This is a genomic window from Clostridium sp. MF28, from assembly GCF_002969175.1.
Taxonomy (GTDB): Bacteria; Bacillota; Clostridia; order Clostridiales; family Clostridiaceae; genus Clostridium; species Clostridium beijerinckii.
Map to the genome: position 1 here is coordinate 2,149,827 of NZ_CP014331.1, position 16,619 is coordinate 2,166,445.

Genomic DNA, 16,619 nt, shown 5'->3' on the forward strand with positions numbered 1-16,619 from the left:
CCCCCCTTCTCTATAATTAAATCATAAGGTGGATCTAAAAAAATCAATTTGATATCACATTCCTTAAGAATGTTTATTTCTAAATACAGTTCTTACTTTTATTTGGTTTTCTATAATTTCACTGTTATAATTCTTCTTTTCACCTAGAAAAATTGTAAAATCAATATAAGAAATATTGTTCAAATCATCTTCCCTTATAATTTCTGGATTCACATTTATACTTTTTACATGACTAGAAACACTTTGCCCATCTATAGTTAAAATTTCACCATTAAGATTAACTTCAATATCCCTGTTATTTCCATCCTTATCATAAGAATTAATTTTTATTTTCTTTATACTCCCAGACGCATCATCTGCATAAACTAGTTCTTTTACTTCTGTCGCCTGCATTCCAATATTAATTAATTTTTCTTGAATAGATTGTCCTTCTCTCTGCAAGTCAGATTTGATAGTTACGTCTGAAATTATTTTGTTAGTCACCCCAAACATTTGCCATACTATTCCTAATACAACAACTGTTAATGCTACCACAATTATCAATTCTATTACAGTAAATCCTTTTTTCTTTCTAGAACATATCAAATCTTTCTCACACCTTCATTCAAGTTTTATTTAATGATCTTCCATAAAGTATTTTTTATAAACTTACTTAAATCATATTCCACAACTAAATTAGACGTATTGCCTCCTGATGGATTTTCGCTACTATCATCCCTCATGTGTCCAAATACAGAATCAAAAAGATCAACATGCGAGGCTTGTATTCTATTTGATAATTCATTATCATACTGTATACTTTTTTGTTCACTTCCTCCACCAATATTCATATTACCTTCGGCAATTATATTCCCTTTAATTTTAACATTTCCATTAATGGTAACATCTCCAGATGTATCAATAAATGCATTTAAAGTATTATTACTGTTAACACTTATTATTATATCTTCTCCATCTTTAACTATCTCATCTTTGTTAGAAGACTGAATTATTATATTTTTATCGCTAAATATAGCTTTCTCATTATTACTTTCTTCATCTGGTGTTTCATCTGAGCTATCATCAAATTCTTTAAAAAAAATCTTATTTTTATTCTTATATTCATCATTCACGCCATCTATATTCATTAGGTCCCTTACTTTATCTTTGTTATTTCCTAATGATTCATATAAACTATTCTTTTGATCTTCTGTTAAATTTTTTCCTCCAACATTATACACTTTTGAAGCAAATTCTTTTTGCTTATCACTTACAATTGTAGGAATGTTATTTAACCTATAACTACTTCCTAAAACTTTCGCTTCCGCCTCTGAAGTACCATCCTTGTATAAATATACAATTGCTCCTAATGCATAAGTATTTCTTTCTGGATGATCTGGTGTTTTTATTGGCAAATAAATTCCACCTGCATTATCTAGCTCTAGTTTATCTCCCCAATACTTTACAAAATGATTACTCTTTTTAATAACATTATCTTCATCTAACAATTGTAATGATTCATTAGTTTGTGATGAGCTGTCCTTAAATTTTTTTTCTGTAAAGTTATCATCATCTTCTTCTGGAATTGAATATGCTATATAATTATCTTTAACACCTACAGATTCACCTGTATTATATCCATTTGTTGTATTTATATGGGCTACTCCCATAATATAAGCTTCCTTATTGATTTTTATATTGGAATTTTCATTTCCATTAACTATGATGCAACTAGACGTTCTCCCTAATGGTTTGTCAGTTTTATTTGTTCCATCAATTCCTGTTTGATCATTATACTTTATATTTTTATCATTAACTCCATAAAATTTATCAATTGTAATGTCAGTATTATCTGCCTTTAAAGTCATGTCGTTATCCACTACAACTTCTCCTCCATTGCCATCTACTTCATTAACATCTAATGTCGAATTCATAGAATGTGGATCATCTGCTCTTTCATTGCCCGCATAAACATTCATTGCATACAAGTTTCCATTTATGGTTGCATTAACATTATTTCTAATGTTAAAAGTTTTTCCCGTAATAACATCTCCGTTAAATACAATATCTTTATTAGAATCAGCATTTAGAACCACTCCTCCAATATACTTATCATATGCTCGAGATTCTTCATTTCCATCTAAATCTTCATAACCATCACCTTCAACATAGATGTTACCTTTAACAGAAAAATTAGCATTGTCTACATTTATATTTTTTCCAACAATAATAGCTTTATCATTCATAAATGTATACTTAGGCAGTTCCGTATTCCTCTCACTAAATGCTACATCTTTATAATCTGGAACTAGTAAGTTATAAATTGTCTGAAGCTTCCTTTTAGTTTTTCCATTAGTATCTTCTGTACTATACTGTGACGTTATCTTTATTGTATAGTTCCTGCTTAAATACTCCTTACCATTCTGTAGATTCGCAGGTACTTCTTCATACCCGATTCCATCATCATCATTTACACTTTGTTCTCCAACAAATAGATCAATTGCACTTGTATTTTCCGTATTAATACTTACACCTTCATAGCTCTCATTTCCATTACTATCTACAGCAACATACTTTAATCCTTTTATAGATTTTCTTAATTCATTTTCATTATTTGGGGCACTACTTTCCTGTAAATCTCCACCATCTATAAAAGTATAAAAAATTCTTTTAAAATAGCTATCTAGCATTTCATTTTTTTGCGCCTCCAAGCTTTTTATTTGTTCATCCTTGTTATGGATTGAATCGTCTTTTCTTATACTTTTTATTTCATCATCTATGGCCGTGATATCAGGCGATGTTTTATATATTTCTGTCTGCTTAGTTCCATATATAGTTGCTGCATCAAAAGTTTTTACCAGTATATCATAAGCAACATCTAAACCTGATTCAGATGAATATAAATTTTTTATTCTTGTACTTTCTGTCATTCTCATTTTGTAATCACCAACTGTCATAGATACCATAGCAGTTGCAACTGTGATTAAAACAAATGAAATAATTGCCACAGTAACTAAACTAGATCCTTCTTTTTTTCTTACCATTTAATCACCGCCTAATTCTCATTTATATTTTGACTAGTTCTACTAGTAAAAATAGTCTTTGTTTCACCTTCTATTGTTTGAGTCACCACGATATCTATGTCATACAACCCTCCAAGTTTTGAGTCACTTTTTGTACGATTGTCGTAAACTCTAACATTTCCAAGTTTAGCATCTATATTCACATTCAAATCATTTGACTTTTGTAAACATAAATTCAGAGGCATATTATCCTGATTATACACAGTTATATCAACATTTTTTAATTTATTAGAATTTGATGCATTTAATACTTTGTATTCGTCGAAATTCAAAATCAATTTTATTGGGTTGTTCTTGTCTATATCATTCAGATTAAAACATCCATCTTGTAAAATTATATTATTGTCCTTATCTTTAATATCTAATAACTTACTATTTACTCCTGTCTTAGTATTTATAACAAGTTCTAACGTGTCATCTGAATTATTATAATTCAATTCCCCATTTTCATTATCCGACTTAATTTTTACTGGGCTGTTATTCCCACTTAATGAAACATTAAAGTTATTGGTTCTAATTGTTGTTGTCTCTTTATTGAGATTTACTGAACTGTTTTTTTGAATTTCAATTTTAGCTTTATAACCATCTCCCAGATCATCTATTATTTTATTGGATGTGACTTGGATAACTTTATCGCCAATCTTGATTGCAGTAATATTTCCTGAATTGTCTTCAACCGGAACTATATCGCCGCTTTTAATTTTTTCAAATAGTTCTTGTCCTTTAAGTGAGGCTGTTTGTTTGGTTCCGCCATCATTATTCTGTTTCATTGTCAATATTACCATTGAATATATTGGAGTCATTAATATTGCAAATAATGCAAGACTAATTATCATTTCTATTAAAGTGAATCCTCTATGTTTTTTTAATTTAACTTTCACAAATTTCACCCACTTTTAATTTACGCTCACATTTTTACTATCTCCATCAATCGAAACTCTCGGATCCCTTATATCATCTCCAGTTACATTGACCTTAACCAATTTATCTGTATTATTAGTTATTTTTAACTTCACCCCTGATTTATCATCATCTGATACTCTGCTTTCACTAGAGATATTCACAACTATATTATCACTATTGGGCACAAATTCGTTACCTAGATCACTATAGCTAACAGGAATTTTATCAATATTCGTTTTATATTTATAATAATACTTATCATCTCTTTTAGTTAATACAATCTCTGCATTTTGCTCGTTATTTCCATCACCATAAGCATAAGTGGTTCTCAAATCATCATTTGCCTTTCCTATCATCAAAGTTGGTAGTTCTGAAGTTGATGATTTCACTCCAACCATAAAGTCACTTACATCTATACCAGATTTTATTCCAGTCCCGGCAGCACTTCCAACATTAAAAGGTTGCGCTTTTCCATACATATTATTAAGATCCCATTTTAAATATCTATTTGTTTCATCATCAATTTTTGGAATAGAATATATTATTATATTAACTGCCCCAGCCACTTCTTCTAAATTTTTTTGGGTCATATCAATTGTATATACTGGAATTTTCCTTTCATAATCTCCAAGTGATTTTAAAAATTTAACTACATTTTCATAGCTTCCATTAAAATCAATATTAACTTTTAATTGAGTTACAGTATTCTCTTTATTGGAATTAGAGTCCTTTGTTGATTTTTTACTGCTAGCATTACTCGCATTAGCTGAATTTTGTTCACTGCTATTATTAGTTTTGGAGTCAGTATTTTCAGCTGTAGCATTTTTTTCTCCCTTTGATTCACCATATTTATAATTATACTCATCGGCATCAGCTTGGAGTGAGCTTTCAGGTAACTCTTTATCTTTTTCTGATTTCTTTATTGATTCTATTCCTTTAACCTCGGTAGCCTCAAATTTCATGCCACCTTCTAATCCACTTTCTTTAATTAATTTATCAAGTTCTAATATTATATGCTCTTGACTTATAGTTGGATAAAAGGATCCAGCTTGATCGGTTATCTTTGCTTTTAATGTCTTAACCTTACTCTCTTGGCTTTCCATAGAATCTATCGTATTCCTTGCCGTGTTATATTTCTGTTCAATTTCATTCTTAACTTTAGTTTTTTCTTCTACACTTTTAACTAAGGCTGTATATCCAAATTGGTAATATAAAATACCTATTCCTAAGATTCCTAAAATAAGCAACATCACTTTTTCTCTTTTACTTATTTTCATATTACTTAGCCTCCTTTAATACACAAGTCATCTCAAAGGAGTAATCTTCACCTACCGTGTTACTTTTACCAATTGTCCCCACTTGAACACTTTTTATTTTAGATAAATTCTTTAAATTATGTTCAAATTCCCCGATGGCTGCCCTACTATGTGATACTCCACTTATAGTTACATCATATCCTTCAATTTTAAAATTTTTAAAAGAAATATCACTTGGAATAGCTCCACATATATCATTTAATAAATCATCTGTTACAATATCATTTTTTTCAACGGAACCTGCAACATCTGCTAATTTGTTTTCATATTTGCTCAAAGTCTCTATTTGTCCATTTATTTCATCAGCTTCTTTAAGTTTTTCCTGCATATCTGATGCATTTAATTTTTCAGTATAATTTTTTATTTGACTATTTAAAGTGAAAATTTTAACTGAATTTATAATAATTGTCGTTAAAATCACTAAAGTTAATATTCCGTAAGCTATATAAAAGTATATTTTTTCATCCTTTTTTTCTTGATTTTTTCCCTGATAATAACTAAAAAAGTTTATATCTTTCACTTCTTAATCTCTCCTCTACAATCTTATTATTGAACCTATTGCATTAATAAAATTGTCGATAGATTCATATGCCGCATTAGTAGTGTTAAAATCTATTTTAGGTATACTCTTAATTCTTACTACTTTTATTAATAGCTTTGAAGTCATATATCCGCACAATCCTTTAATCTTAGATGTACCCCCATAAATAAATATCTTATCTACACCAATTCCCATATTTTTATTTTTATAAAATTGTATTACTTTTTCTATTTTATCAATCCAGTCATCAATTTCGTTTATTATGACTTTATTTTGGGTATCAAGCCTATCTTCTTTTAGGTTTATATTTCTCTCTTTGTATTGTTCAATCTCATCTTCCGAAAGATTTAGCACTTCAACTAATATTTCGTTAAGATCAGTACCGCCTGTTTTTATTATTCTTGTAAATTGCAAAATTCCTTCATTATATATGTTAACATCAAGACTCGTTGCTCCCATATCTATAAAAACAACTGATTCTTTAGAATTATATTCATATTCATTAATAGCATCTATATAATTAATTAACTTGTTTAATGCATTATAATTAACATCTAATGCATATGGCTTTAAATTTAATGCTTCTAAAAGCTCATAATATCCCCTAGCCATTTTTTCAGGATATGCTATAGCACGAACACTTAGCTTTTTACTATCTTGAAATTCTTCTTCACCTAAAATATTAGTTTGAAGAACATAGTCGTCTAAATTTATAGGTAAGTATTGTTGAATCTCATACCTAACTACAGTTTCAATTTCATCAGCCTCTACTTGTGGTATTGTAAGTTCTCTATTTATAATTGAAGTAGAATTATTGGTACATATTCCTTCTTTAGCAGTTATGGAATTTTCCGATAAAACTTGCTTCAACTTAGAAATAAGAGCTTCTTGATTAACTATTGCTCCATCTAAAATTGCTCCCTTAGGTGTAGCGACCTCTATAAATTTATTAATAGTTAAATTCTCTTTATAATAAATTCCTTCAACTATCTTAGTAGTTTTATTCCCAATATCAAAAGCCACTACTTTTCTCTTTTTCTCTGACTTTTTAAAATACTGCTTCTTATTTTTATTGTTATTTTTCAACAATTTAGCTTTGATATCTTTGATATCAAGATTCATTAACTCTTTAATTTTATTAAAATCTAATTTTCTCTTAAATTCGCCACTATTGCTAAAATGAATTTTTTCTTTTATTCTATTCATTATTTCCCCCACCTATTTACCCTTATATTTTAAGTGTATAGAGTAAAGTGTAAAGCTTATTTTAGCTTTACACTTCTTAAGATAAATTAATCTATCTCCATTATTTACTATGAGCTGTAAGTTCCTGTTTGATTTGGATATACTTGATTGCCATTACCCGCAGTTACTGTTATATTACCAGTTGTTGCATCATAATCAACTGAAAAGGATACACTACTATTTAATTTAGTGTTAGGCAATGTTGTTGCGTCACTAGCTGCTCCATCAATTTTCTTCGCAACTGCCGCTGTCAATCCATTTCCAATGGAAGGATCTTCCGCTATTAATTCAGCTGCTATACCGTGAATATTTTTAGCAGTAGCTATATCAGCTTTCATATTTGCATTTCTAGTAATTTGTCCAAACTTAGGAATAGCAATTGCAGCTAATATTGCAATAATAGCAATAACTATAATTAATTCTACTAATGTAAATCCTTTCTTTTTTTTCTTTGATAGTTCATTCATTTTTCTGATTGATAAACTAGTCATATTAATTCCTCCTAATTTTTATATAATTTATATTTTATAATCCACTGTGTTTTACACGTGTATTATTTTAACTTTTTTAAATTTTAGTATAACTATCATACATTGGAAGCATTACAGACATTATAATAAATCCAATCACAAGTCCCATTACAACTATTAATATTGGCTCCATTAATGCAACTGTTGCCTGTATTGTAGTTTCCAATTCCTCATCATAAAAATCTGCTGTTTTATTTAAAATTTCATCGATAGATCCTGTTTCTTCTCCAATTTTTATCATTGAATAAAGCATTTCTGGAAATATGCCTGACTCCCTCATTGAAGTATTTAACTCTTCACCTTTAACTACTCTTTCTTTAACCTTTTTTAACGCTTTTTCGGCTATTCTATTTTCCACAACTTGCGATACAATATCCATTGCATTTATTAGAGATAATCCGCTTGCTAATAATGTAGATAAAGTTCTTGTAAACCTAGATACTATAACCATCTCAGTAAACTTTTTTACTATCGGAAGTTTAAGCTTTATTCTGCTCAAAGCAATTGAACCATTTTCTGTATTAAAATAATATTTTATACCAATAAAACTTAATATTATAAAAACTATAATCCATATAAAATTTTCTTTTAGGAAATCTCCGCTGCCAAGTATAAGCCTTGTCGACCATGGCAATACTGTTCCCGTTTGTTCAAATATCCCTTTAAATGTTGGCATGACATAAGTTAGTATGAACACAACCGCTACTACTGCTACTAAACTCAATATAATTGGATAAATCATAGCATTCTTAACTTTATTATTTATTTTATTTTCCTTCTCGTAATGAGTGGCCATTCTTTGCATTATACTAGTTAATGTACCACTAGCCTCACCAGCTTCAACCAAGCCAACTAAAAGTTCTGGAAATATCTTTTTTTGTTTTTTCATTGCTTCAGACAAGACTCCACCTTTTTGAACTTCTTGTTCAATTTCCACAATTGCTTCCTTTAGTTTTTTCTTCTGGGTTTGTTTAGATAATATATTTAAACAAGTTAATATAGGCACTCCAGCATCTAGCATAGTATAAAATTGCCTACAAAAAATTGAGATATCTTTAATCTTAACCTTCTCATTGAAGCTCAGTTCTATTTTACTGCTTTCAATTACTTCCTCTACCATTAAAGGGTAGTATCCATTTGAGGATATAAAATCTATTACTTCTCCCTTAGAATCTGCTTCACGCATACCTTCAATTTTTTCTCCATCTGCATTCATTGCTCTGTATTTAAAATTGGCCACTTCTATCCCCCCAAAATTAGTATGAATAAATAATATCTGTCTATTCCTTAGTCATCGTTATTGTTGCAAGCTCATCCATTGTCGTTATACCTTCTATAACTAACTTCCTGCATTCAGCAACTAATGTATTCATTCCATTTTTTATTGATATATCCCTAAGTATATCTGAGTCTTTTCCTAGATTAATAGCTTCTCTATGTTCCCTTGTAATTTCCATTACCTCATACACACCAGTTCTTCCAACATATCCTGTGTTATTGCAATATCCGCATCCTCTACCTTTATTTAAAATTATCTGCTTGTCCTTATCAATTCCAAGGATTTCTTTTTCATATTCCGTAGCTTCATATGGAGCATTACAATTCATACATACTTTTCTAACTAATCTCTGAGCTACTATTCCAACTACTGACGTAGCAACTAAATATGGTTTTATTCCCATATCAACAAGCCTTATTATAGATGACGGAGCATCGTTTGTATGAAGTGTACTTAAAACTAAGTGACCTGTTATAGCCGCTTTAGTAGCAATCTCTGCTGTTTCGTTATCTCTAATTTCACCAATCATAATTATGTCTGGATCTTGCCTTAATATACTTCTAAGTCCACTTGCAAAAGTTAATCCGGCTTTATTATTTACACTCACTTGATTTACTCCATTTAGCGTATATTCAACTGGATCTTCTACAGTAATTATATTTATTTGATCATTGTTTAATTCGCTTAAAATTGTATACAATGTTGTAGATTTACCACTTCCTGTAGGTCCTGTAACTAATACTATTCCATGTGGATTTGAAATAATTCTATCTATCTTCTCTAGATTTTCATTACTCATTCCTAGTTTATCTCTACCTATATTCCCCATAGATTTGTTAAGGATTCTTATAACTATTTTTTCCCCATTAACTACTGGAAGTATTGAAACTCTAAGATCTACTTCTTTTCCTCCTACACTAGTCATTATTCTTCCATCTTGTGGTATTCTTTTTTCTGCTATATTTAATCCTGCAAGTATTTTTATTCTTGTTACTAGCGGACCTAAGCTTTCTATGTTAATAACATTTACAGTCTGTAATTTACCATCTATTCTATATCGTATTCTCACTTCATTTTCAAATGGTTCTATATGGATATCTGATGCATTTAGCTCTATTGAGTTCTTAAATAAGTACTCTACCATTTTTACAACCGGAGCATTCTTAACAGTATCCATTTCATCTATATTAACTTTTAAATTCTTTGCTTCAGAACTTTCTTTTGAAAGTTGTTGAGCTGCCAAGCTAACCTGCTGACTGCTATAATATATTTCTATAAACTTTTTTATATCGTCTTTCTTTGATATGTATGATTCTATTTCAAACCCAGTAGATATTGCAACGTCATCTATTGCATATATATTTAAGGGATCTGATAACGTAACCTTTATTTTATTCTTTTCAAATCCGAATGGTATCAGATTATATTTATCACATAAATTTTTAGGAATTATACTTATAGCTTTTTTATCAAAATTTATTGTATTTAAATCTACTTTTTTAATTCCTGTCTGTTGTTCTATTGCTTCTATTATATCTTCTTCAGTTATAATCTTACTATCGAGTAGTATTTCTCCTAGCTTCTTCCCTAGTGTCCTCTGAGACTTTAATGCTTCTTGCAATTGATATCCTGTAATTTTTCCCGCATTTACAAGAATGTTACCTAGTCTTCTTTTTTCAGTTGCCATTCTGAGTCTCACCTTTCCTATGAATTATATATAAAATGCGGTATAACACCTTATATTTAGTATAAGTTTGCTATTCGATTTTCACAAGTAAAGTTATTGTAAAAAAGTGTATCTTCACATTAACAAATTCCAGTAAATTTTTAATATTTCCGCCCCGTAGAGCATTGAAATTAAACTTCCTATTGCTACAAAAGGCCCAAATGCTATTTTTTCTTTTGCCTTCTTTAATTTTAGTATCAAAACAATTATTCCTATTATTCCACCTAGCACAATTGCTAGAAATAAGCCTAATAAAATTCCTTTAATTCCTAGGAACAATCCACACACAGCGGCAATTTCAATATCACCTTCGCCCATTCCTCTTGTTAAAAACACTATTAGTCCTATGATTATTGCTCCTAGTATTCCTCCCAGAATTAAATCTAGAACATTATTCTTATATAAAACATACTGTAATAATATAAATAAAATGCCAACTATTCCTCCAAAAATCGTGGTGCTTGTAAATACAAACTGAGTATCGAAATCTATAGCACTAATTGCGATTAAAAGAGATACCAAAATACAATATTTTAAGGTAATCAGATCTAATCCAAACTTTACATACACAATTAAATACAACAATCCATTTAAGATTTCTATAATAGGATATCTTATAGAGATTTTTTCACCACAATACCTACATCTTCCTCTAAGAAATATATAGCTAAATACAGGCACTAGATCTAGTGGATTTAAGTTATGTTTACAGGTTGTACAATGGGATGGTGGGAATGCAATTGATTTTTCTATAGGAATTCTATAAATACAAACATTTAAAAAACTGCCTATAACTAGTCCTAAAATACATATTAATGCATAGTCCAAAAAATCACCTCTCATTGTATATTTTAATATTATTTAACTTTTTTGTAAACGTTGTTGTGAGCAAATTTGTATTTTATTCTCATTTTTTCAAAAATATTTAATCAAAATTATATTAAGATAATAAAAATTCATTCTCTTATTTTAATCATAGTAGCTAAAGTACCTCTTCAATATATCTCCACTGTATTTGCAAGTATATTACAAATTCTTTAAAAAAATATAAAAACCGGCCTTTATAAAATATAAAGGTCGGTTGCACTACTAACTCACCATATATAAAGTGCCCAATTAAAATATATGGATCAAAGTTTCCTTATAACAAAATATACTTGCTGTCTCTTTTATTTCTTACATAACATATTAAATATAGCCAATATATGCCATAGTAATTATACCATAATGATCATTAATTGGTCTATCTTGTTTAAAACTTTTTTCTTCTAATATTATTAGCAATTATTTACTTATAGTCCTACATTTTTGTCACTTTTCATATAAAATTTTAGAATAATTGCCATATATATTTCTATTCCATAATACCATGTTTACAATTTTTTTACAACTATTGAATAATATTGTTAATCATGTTTTACATATCTACACCAAAAGATGTTAGTTTCCAATCTAAAAAGAATTAGAAAATTGAATTTACAAGAAAATGCGTTTTATTTCTTTAATTGTTTACCACTCCTTAATTTTATTTAAGAAAACATTTATACTCAATTAACATTTTCAATATAATTTTGTAATAATTGTTTGTTATAATAACTTTGTAAGATAATTTCTTACTAATTATTTATCCTTCTATTAATAAATATAACAACCGTTTAGGGATAGCTGTTGTACCAGCCAAGCTATCCTTTTCTTTTACAGTTAATAAATCTACAGGTGGGCAAAAAAAACACCTCCAATATCAATTAACTATGCATATCAATATTGAAAGTGTTATTATTTTAATAAATATATTATTATCCAGTGATTTTGCACTTTTACAGTAACTTAAAATATTTTACTCATCCCATCCTTCAGGGAATTCAGCGTTGTGGTATACTTCTTGAACGTCATCATCGTCATCAAGTAAGTCTAACATCTTTTGGAACTTCTTAGCATCTGCTTCATCTATTGCTGTGTATGTATCTGGAATCATCTTAACTGAAGCTTCTAAGAATTCAATGCCTTGTGCTTCTAATGCTTCTCTAACTATTCCGAACTCTTCAGGTGCAGTTGTTACTACAAATACTTCTTCTTCTGATGCGAAATCTTCTGCACCAGCATCCAAAGCAATCATCATTAATTCATCTTCATCTTTATCTTCTTTTTCAATGACAATTTCGCCTTTTTCTTGGAACATAAATGATACACAACCTGATGTACCCATGTTTCCGCCGCCTTTTGTAAATGCACTTCTTACATTTCCAGCAGATCTATTTTTATTATCAGTAAGAGTTTCAACTATTACAGCTACTCCACTAGGTCCATAACCTTCATAAACTATATTTTCATAATTAACTGATGATAATTCCCCAGATGCCTTTTTAATTGCTTTTGAAATAGTATCATTAGGCATGTTTGCTGCCTTGGCTTTTGCAACTACATCTCTTAATTTTGCATTTATATCCTGGTTAGCTCCACCATTTTTAACAGCCATCACAATTTCTTTACCTATCTTAGTAAAAATCTTACCTCTTTTTGCATCTGTCTTGCCCTTTTTTGCTTGAATGTTATGCCACTTTGAGTGTCCTGACATATGTTTTCCTCCTTACTTTATTCGTAATAATTATCTCTATTTTTATAAATATATATTGCAATTAAGTCCCTAAATCTTGATCTTATTTTAGCTCTTAACTTACTAAAGTTTTAAATATAGATTCATGTTAACAATATATATAATATCTATTTGTACCGATTCTTATTACAAGTTATTCATTTAATTAATTATTTTTTCTTTAAAATACAAAATCCAACAGCTATTATACCACATTTTACATAAGTTCACAATTATCCTATCACCAAATAATTCTCTATAAGCTTTATTAAAATATAACATTATATTACAGCCAAGTCTCTAGCTTTTTAACACAATTTTGGATCTAATCCATTAGAATTTAAATGAAAATTTATCATTATAGCATATATAAACCTAAGTTCTATGTTATAGAAAATTTATTGCTAAAACTACATTTTCACTTTGAAATAAAAACCTCCAGTAGTAGTTAATTATGAATAATAAATTTTATAATTAGCTTGTATTCTCATTCTTTTACGAAGTATCTCGTTGAGCTTTAAATACGTAACTATAGACATCGCAATTATTAATTAGACTTATTCTGTGAACATATTTCCATATTTACTATATATAAATGATTATCTTTCGTTAGAAATCATAAATATATTTGTGGAGAAAACATTTGAAAATGAGCTGTTAAAGGTTCTTAAGCAGAGAACCCAAATCTTTGATTTGGTGAGAATCGCTTACTCAGTGAACGAATGTGAGTCGAGTTTCCGCTAATGGTTGTTCCATTTTAGCTTGTCAAACTGAAAGTTGGAGCATGCTAAAATGGCTACAACCTGCTGCTTAGAACATTCAGCGATATTTTCATAGCTTTTCGGAATCAAAATATTTATGATTTCGGTAAGTTAACGCATAAATATAATTTTAAAATTGGATGTCTATATATAAGCAACGAACCATAATGAGTATACTAATTATATCCTCAAATATAATCTATTTCCTTCTTTAAAATATATATCCTCTTCACTTTTTCTAACTATCACTTTTCCGTTAGTAACTTCTACGATCTCGTTTTCTATATCTTCAGCCATTAACTTTTCAGCTAATATATTAACAACTACTTTATCGCTGTATTCAGTATCTTCTATATGCCAAGAATTTTGACCGCATGTATATTGAACTTTTCCAAAAAGATCATATTCCATTTCAAAACTTAATTTCAAACCTTCAACCTTTTCTACAACTCCAGCTGATTTTATCGCGATGCTGGCACCTTTTGTATAGGCTCTAGTTAGACCACCTGCCCCTAAAAGTATTCCGCCAAAATATCTCGTAACAACTACTGCACAATCTGTGACCCTACTTTTTTTCATCACTTCAAGAATTGGTATTCCTGCTGTTCCCTGTGGTTCGCCATCATCTGAGTATCTTTGAATATTCATGTCTTTGCCGATTATATACGCTGAGCAATTATGCCTTGCCTGCTTGTGCATATTCTTTATCTCATTTATAAAAGCTTTAGCTTCCTCTTCATTTTCTACCCTTTTTGCATAACCAATAAACTCTGACTTTTTTTCTTCAAATCTATCTTCACCAAAGTCTTTTACTGTAATGTACGACATATCAATCTAGCTCCTTTTCAATCTAAAATCAGAATATATAGTACGCATATTGATTTAAAACAACTTTATACATACTTAAATAATTAGAATATTACGATACCTTACTATGCTGCATTTTCACTGGATATTCTGAAGAATATATATTGTACAGAATATATATTCTAATATTGTTTAAAATATATATTCTAAAATTCTTAAGAATATTAACATGAAGTGAAACTCAGCCTCAGAGGGAGTTTTTAGGTGCCCCTTGATGGTAACTCTACCACTGAAGGTTAGTTGAACTTATCTAGTGTCGCGTGCCACTGTTATCTCCCACTTTAATAGAATATGGGAATATTACAGCTACTAGACATCCGATAAAATCTCTCACTAGTTAATTTAACTTGTCATATCTAAGTTCCTTAGCCAAAATTAATTCTTCCTTAAGTATTTTCATACCTTTCTCAATCTTTTCCTTATCGGTTTGATAAAAGGCTATCCTAAAAGAATCTTGTCCATCATTTTGTGATGTAAAGAACATAGCCCCTGGAGTAATATATACATTTTTCTTTTTAAGTTTTATAAAAAGTTCTTTAGTATTAATCTTAAATTCATCTTTTAAAGTTATATAAAAATTTAATCCACCTTTTGGATCATTGTAGGTTAACATATCTTTAAATTCACTATCTAGAATTGTTTTTAAATGCGTATACCTTTTTATATATTCATCATTTAGATTTTTAATATTCTTTTTCCACTTATTACTCGAAATATATAATTCCAGAGCCCTCTGCATTAAACTTGAAGTAGTTATATCTGTATTGTGCTTTGAATTTTGAAGAGTTTCACTGAATACTTCTGGTGCAACTAAGTATCCTAATCTTATTCCTGGAAGAAATATTTTCGAAAAACTTTTTATATAAATTACCCTATCATTTTTATCAAGCCATTTAAACGGCACATATTCTAATGAATTTTCATATATAAGTTCCGATAGATAATCATCTTCAATTATGTAAAAATCATAAATTTCTGCAAGATCTAAAATTCTCTTCTTCTTTTCTATACTATAACTTACTCCTGTTGGATTTTGAAAATAACTCATTGTATAAAAACACTTTATTTCGTTTTTCTGTAATATCTTTTCAAATTTATTTAAGTTTATTCCATCTTCATCAATTGGCACTTCAAACAAATTAACTTTTCTCCATTTAAATACTGATAATGCTCCTACATATGTTGGCTTTTCAACTATTATATTATCATTTATATTTAATATTCCTTTAGATGCTATATCAATTCCTTGTTGAGCACCTGATATAATTATTATGTCTTCATTGTTTAATTTATTATTCCAAAATACTTTATTTATAGTATAAATAAGATTAGTATATCCATTTCTGTTGTCTGAAAGTAACGCATTTGCTCCATCTCTTTCTAAAACTTCATTTATAATTCCTTTTAAATCATCAATAGGGAATAACACTTCCCCTGTAGTCTCCCCAGTAAAATCTATTACATCAGTTAAATCTCCCATGGATATCTTTTTTAATGCATTTGAATATTCTTTTCTAAAATTTGAAGCAACTTCTTTTCTTTTTGCATAACTACCGCTTCCTACCTTTTGATAGGCATAACCTTCTGATTTAAGCTTATTGTATGCACTAACTATAGTGACATTGTTTACGCCTAATTTTTTTGACAGCTCTCTTATAGTTGGAAGTTTGTCTCCTTCTTTTATCTTTCTTTTATCAATTAAACTTTTTATATAATTAGCTACTTGAATATACTTAGGGATATCATCATCTTTAAACGCAAAATCTTTATAAATATCCATAAAACTCTCCTTTAAT

The 16,619-nt window shown here is 29.1% G+C and carries 13 protein-coding genes and 1 riboswitch; all 13 genes read right to left on the minus strand.

Annotation, left to right across the window (positions count from 1 at the left end; all coding sequences use genetic code 11):
- Positions 1–63 precede the first annotated feature (63 nt).
- On the minus strand, positions 64–585 hold the full coding sequence (locus AXY43_RS09535; protein ID WP_242986140.1) for a type II secretion system protein: 522 nt from the start codon (positions 583–585) through the stop codon (positions 64–66).
- A 26-nt stretch (positions 586–611) separates the two neighbouring features.
- Positions 612–3,023: a pilus assembly PilX N-terminal domain-containing protein gene (locus AXY43_RS09540; RefSeq protein WP_105411462.1), complete on the minus strand. Its 2,412-nt coding sequence runs from the start codon at positions 3,021–3,023 to the stop codon at positions 612–614.
- A gap of 11 nt (positions 3,024–3,034) precedes the next feature.
- Positions 3,035–3,952 (minus strand): type IV pilus modification PilV family protein, encoded by a 918-nt coding sequence (locus AXY43_RS09545; RefSeq protein WP_105411463.1) that lies wholly within the window; start codon positions 3,950–3,952, stop codon positions 3,035–3,037.
- Between the two features lie 6 nt (positions 3,953–3,958).
- Positions 3,959–5,242 carry a pilus assembly protein PilO gene (locus tag AXY43_RS09550; RefSeq protein WP_105411464.1) on the minus strand — a complete coding sequence of 428 codons (1,284 nt, stop codon included), beginning with the start codon at positions 5,240–5,242 and terminating at the stop codon, positions 3,959–3,961.
- 1 nt (position 5,243) lies between these two features.
- Entirely contained in the window at positions 5,244–5,801 is a 558-nt protein-coding gene (locus AXY43_RS09555) for a PilN domain-containing protein (protein ID WP_023973217.1), read from the minus strand.
- Positions 5,802–5,816: 15 nt separating this feature from the next.
- Positions 5,817–7,028, minus strand: coding sequence for a type IV pilus assembly protein PilM (gene pilM, locus AXY43_RS09560; protein WP_017211378.1), 1,212 nt, complete (start codon positions 7,026–7,028; stop codon positions 5,817–5,819).
- A 107-nt stretch (positions 7,029–7,135) separates the two neighbouring features.
- Positions 7,136–7,558 (minus strand): prepilin-type N-terminal cleavage/methylation domain-containing protein, encoded by a 423-nt coding sequence (locus AXY43_RS28435; protein ID WP_023973219.1) that lies wholly within the window; start codon positions 7,556–7,558, stop codon positions 7,136–7,138.
- 76 nt (positions 7,559–7,634) lie between these two features.
- Positions 7,635–8,837 carry a type II secretion system F family protein gene (locus AXY43_RS09570; RefSeq protein ID WP_023973220.1) on the minus strand — a complete coding sequence of 401 codons (1,203 nt, stop codon included), beginning with the start codon at positions 8,835–8,837 and terminating at the stop codon, positions 7,635–7,637.
- A gap of 40 nt (positions 8,838–8,877) precedes the next feature.
- Entirely contained in the window at positions 8,878–10,563 is a 1,686-nt protein-coding gene (locus AXY43_RS09575) for a GspE/PulE family protein (protein ID WP_105411465.1), read from the minus strand.
- Positions 10,564–10,677: 114 nt separating this feature from the next.
- Complete coding sequence (locus AXY43_RS09580; protein ID WP_105411466.1) at positions 10,678–11,430, minus strand: prepilin peptidase; 753 nt, start codon at positions 11,428–11,430, stop codon at positions 10,678–10,680.
- Between the two features lie 238 nt (positions 11,431–11,668).
- Positions 11,669–11,751, minus strand: a riboswitch (cyclic di-GMP riboswitch).
- Positions 11,752–12,439: 688 nt separating this feature from the next.
- Complete coding sequence (locus AXY43_RS09585; protein ID WP_105411467.1) at positions 12,440–13,177, minus strand: YebC/PmpR family DNA-binding transcriptional regulator; 738 nt, start codon at positions 13,175–13,177, stop codon at positions 12,440–12,442.
- 959 nt (positions 13,178–14,136) lie between these two features.
- Positions 14,137–14,784, minus strand: a complete 648-nt coding sequence (locus AXY43_RS09590) for a YigZ family protein (RefSeq protein WP_039769536.1) — start codon at positions 14,782–14,784, stop codon at positions 14,137–14,139.
- A 376-nt stretch (positions 14,785–15,160) separates the two neighbouring features.
- Entirely contained in the window at positions 15,161–16,603 is a 1,443-nt protein-coding gene (locus AXY43_RS09595; RefSeq protein ID WP_039769537.1) for a PLP-dependent aminotransferase family protein, read from the minus strand.
- Between the last annotated feature and the right edge of the window lie 16 nt (positions 16,604–16,619).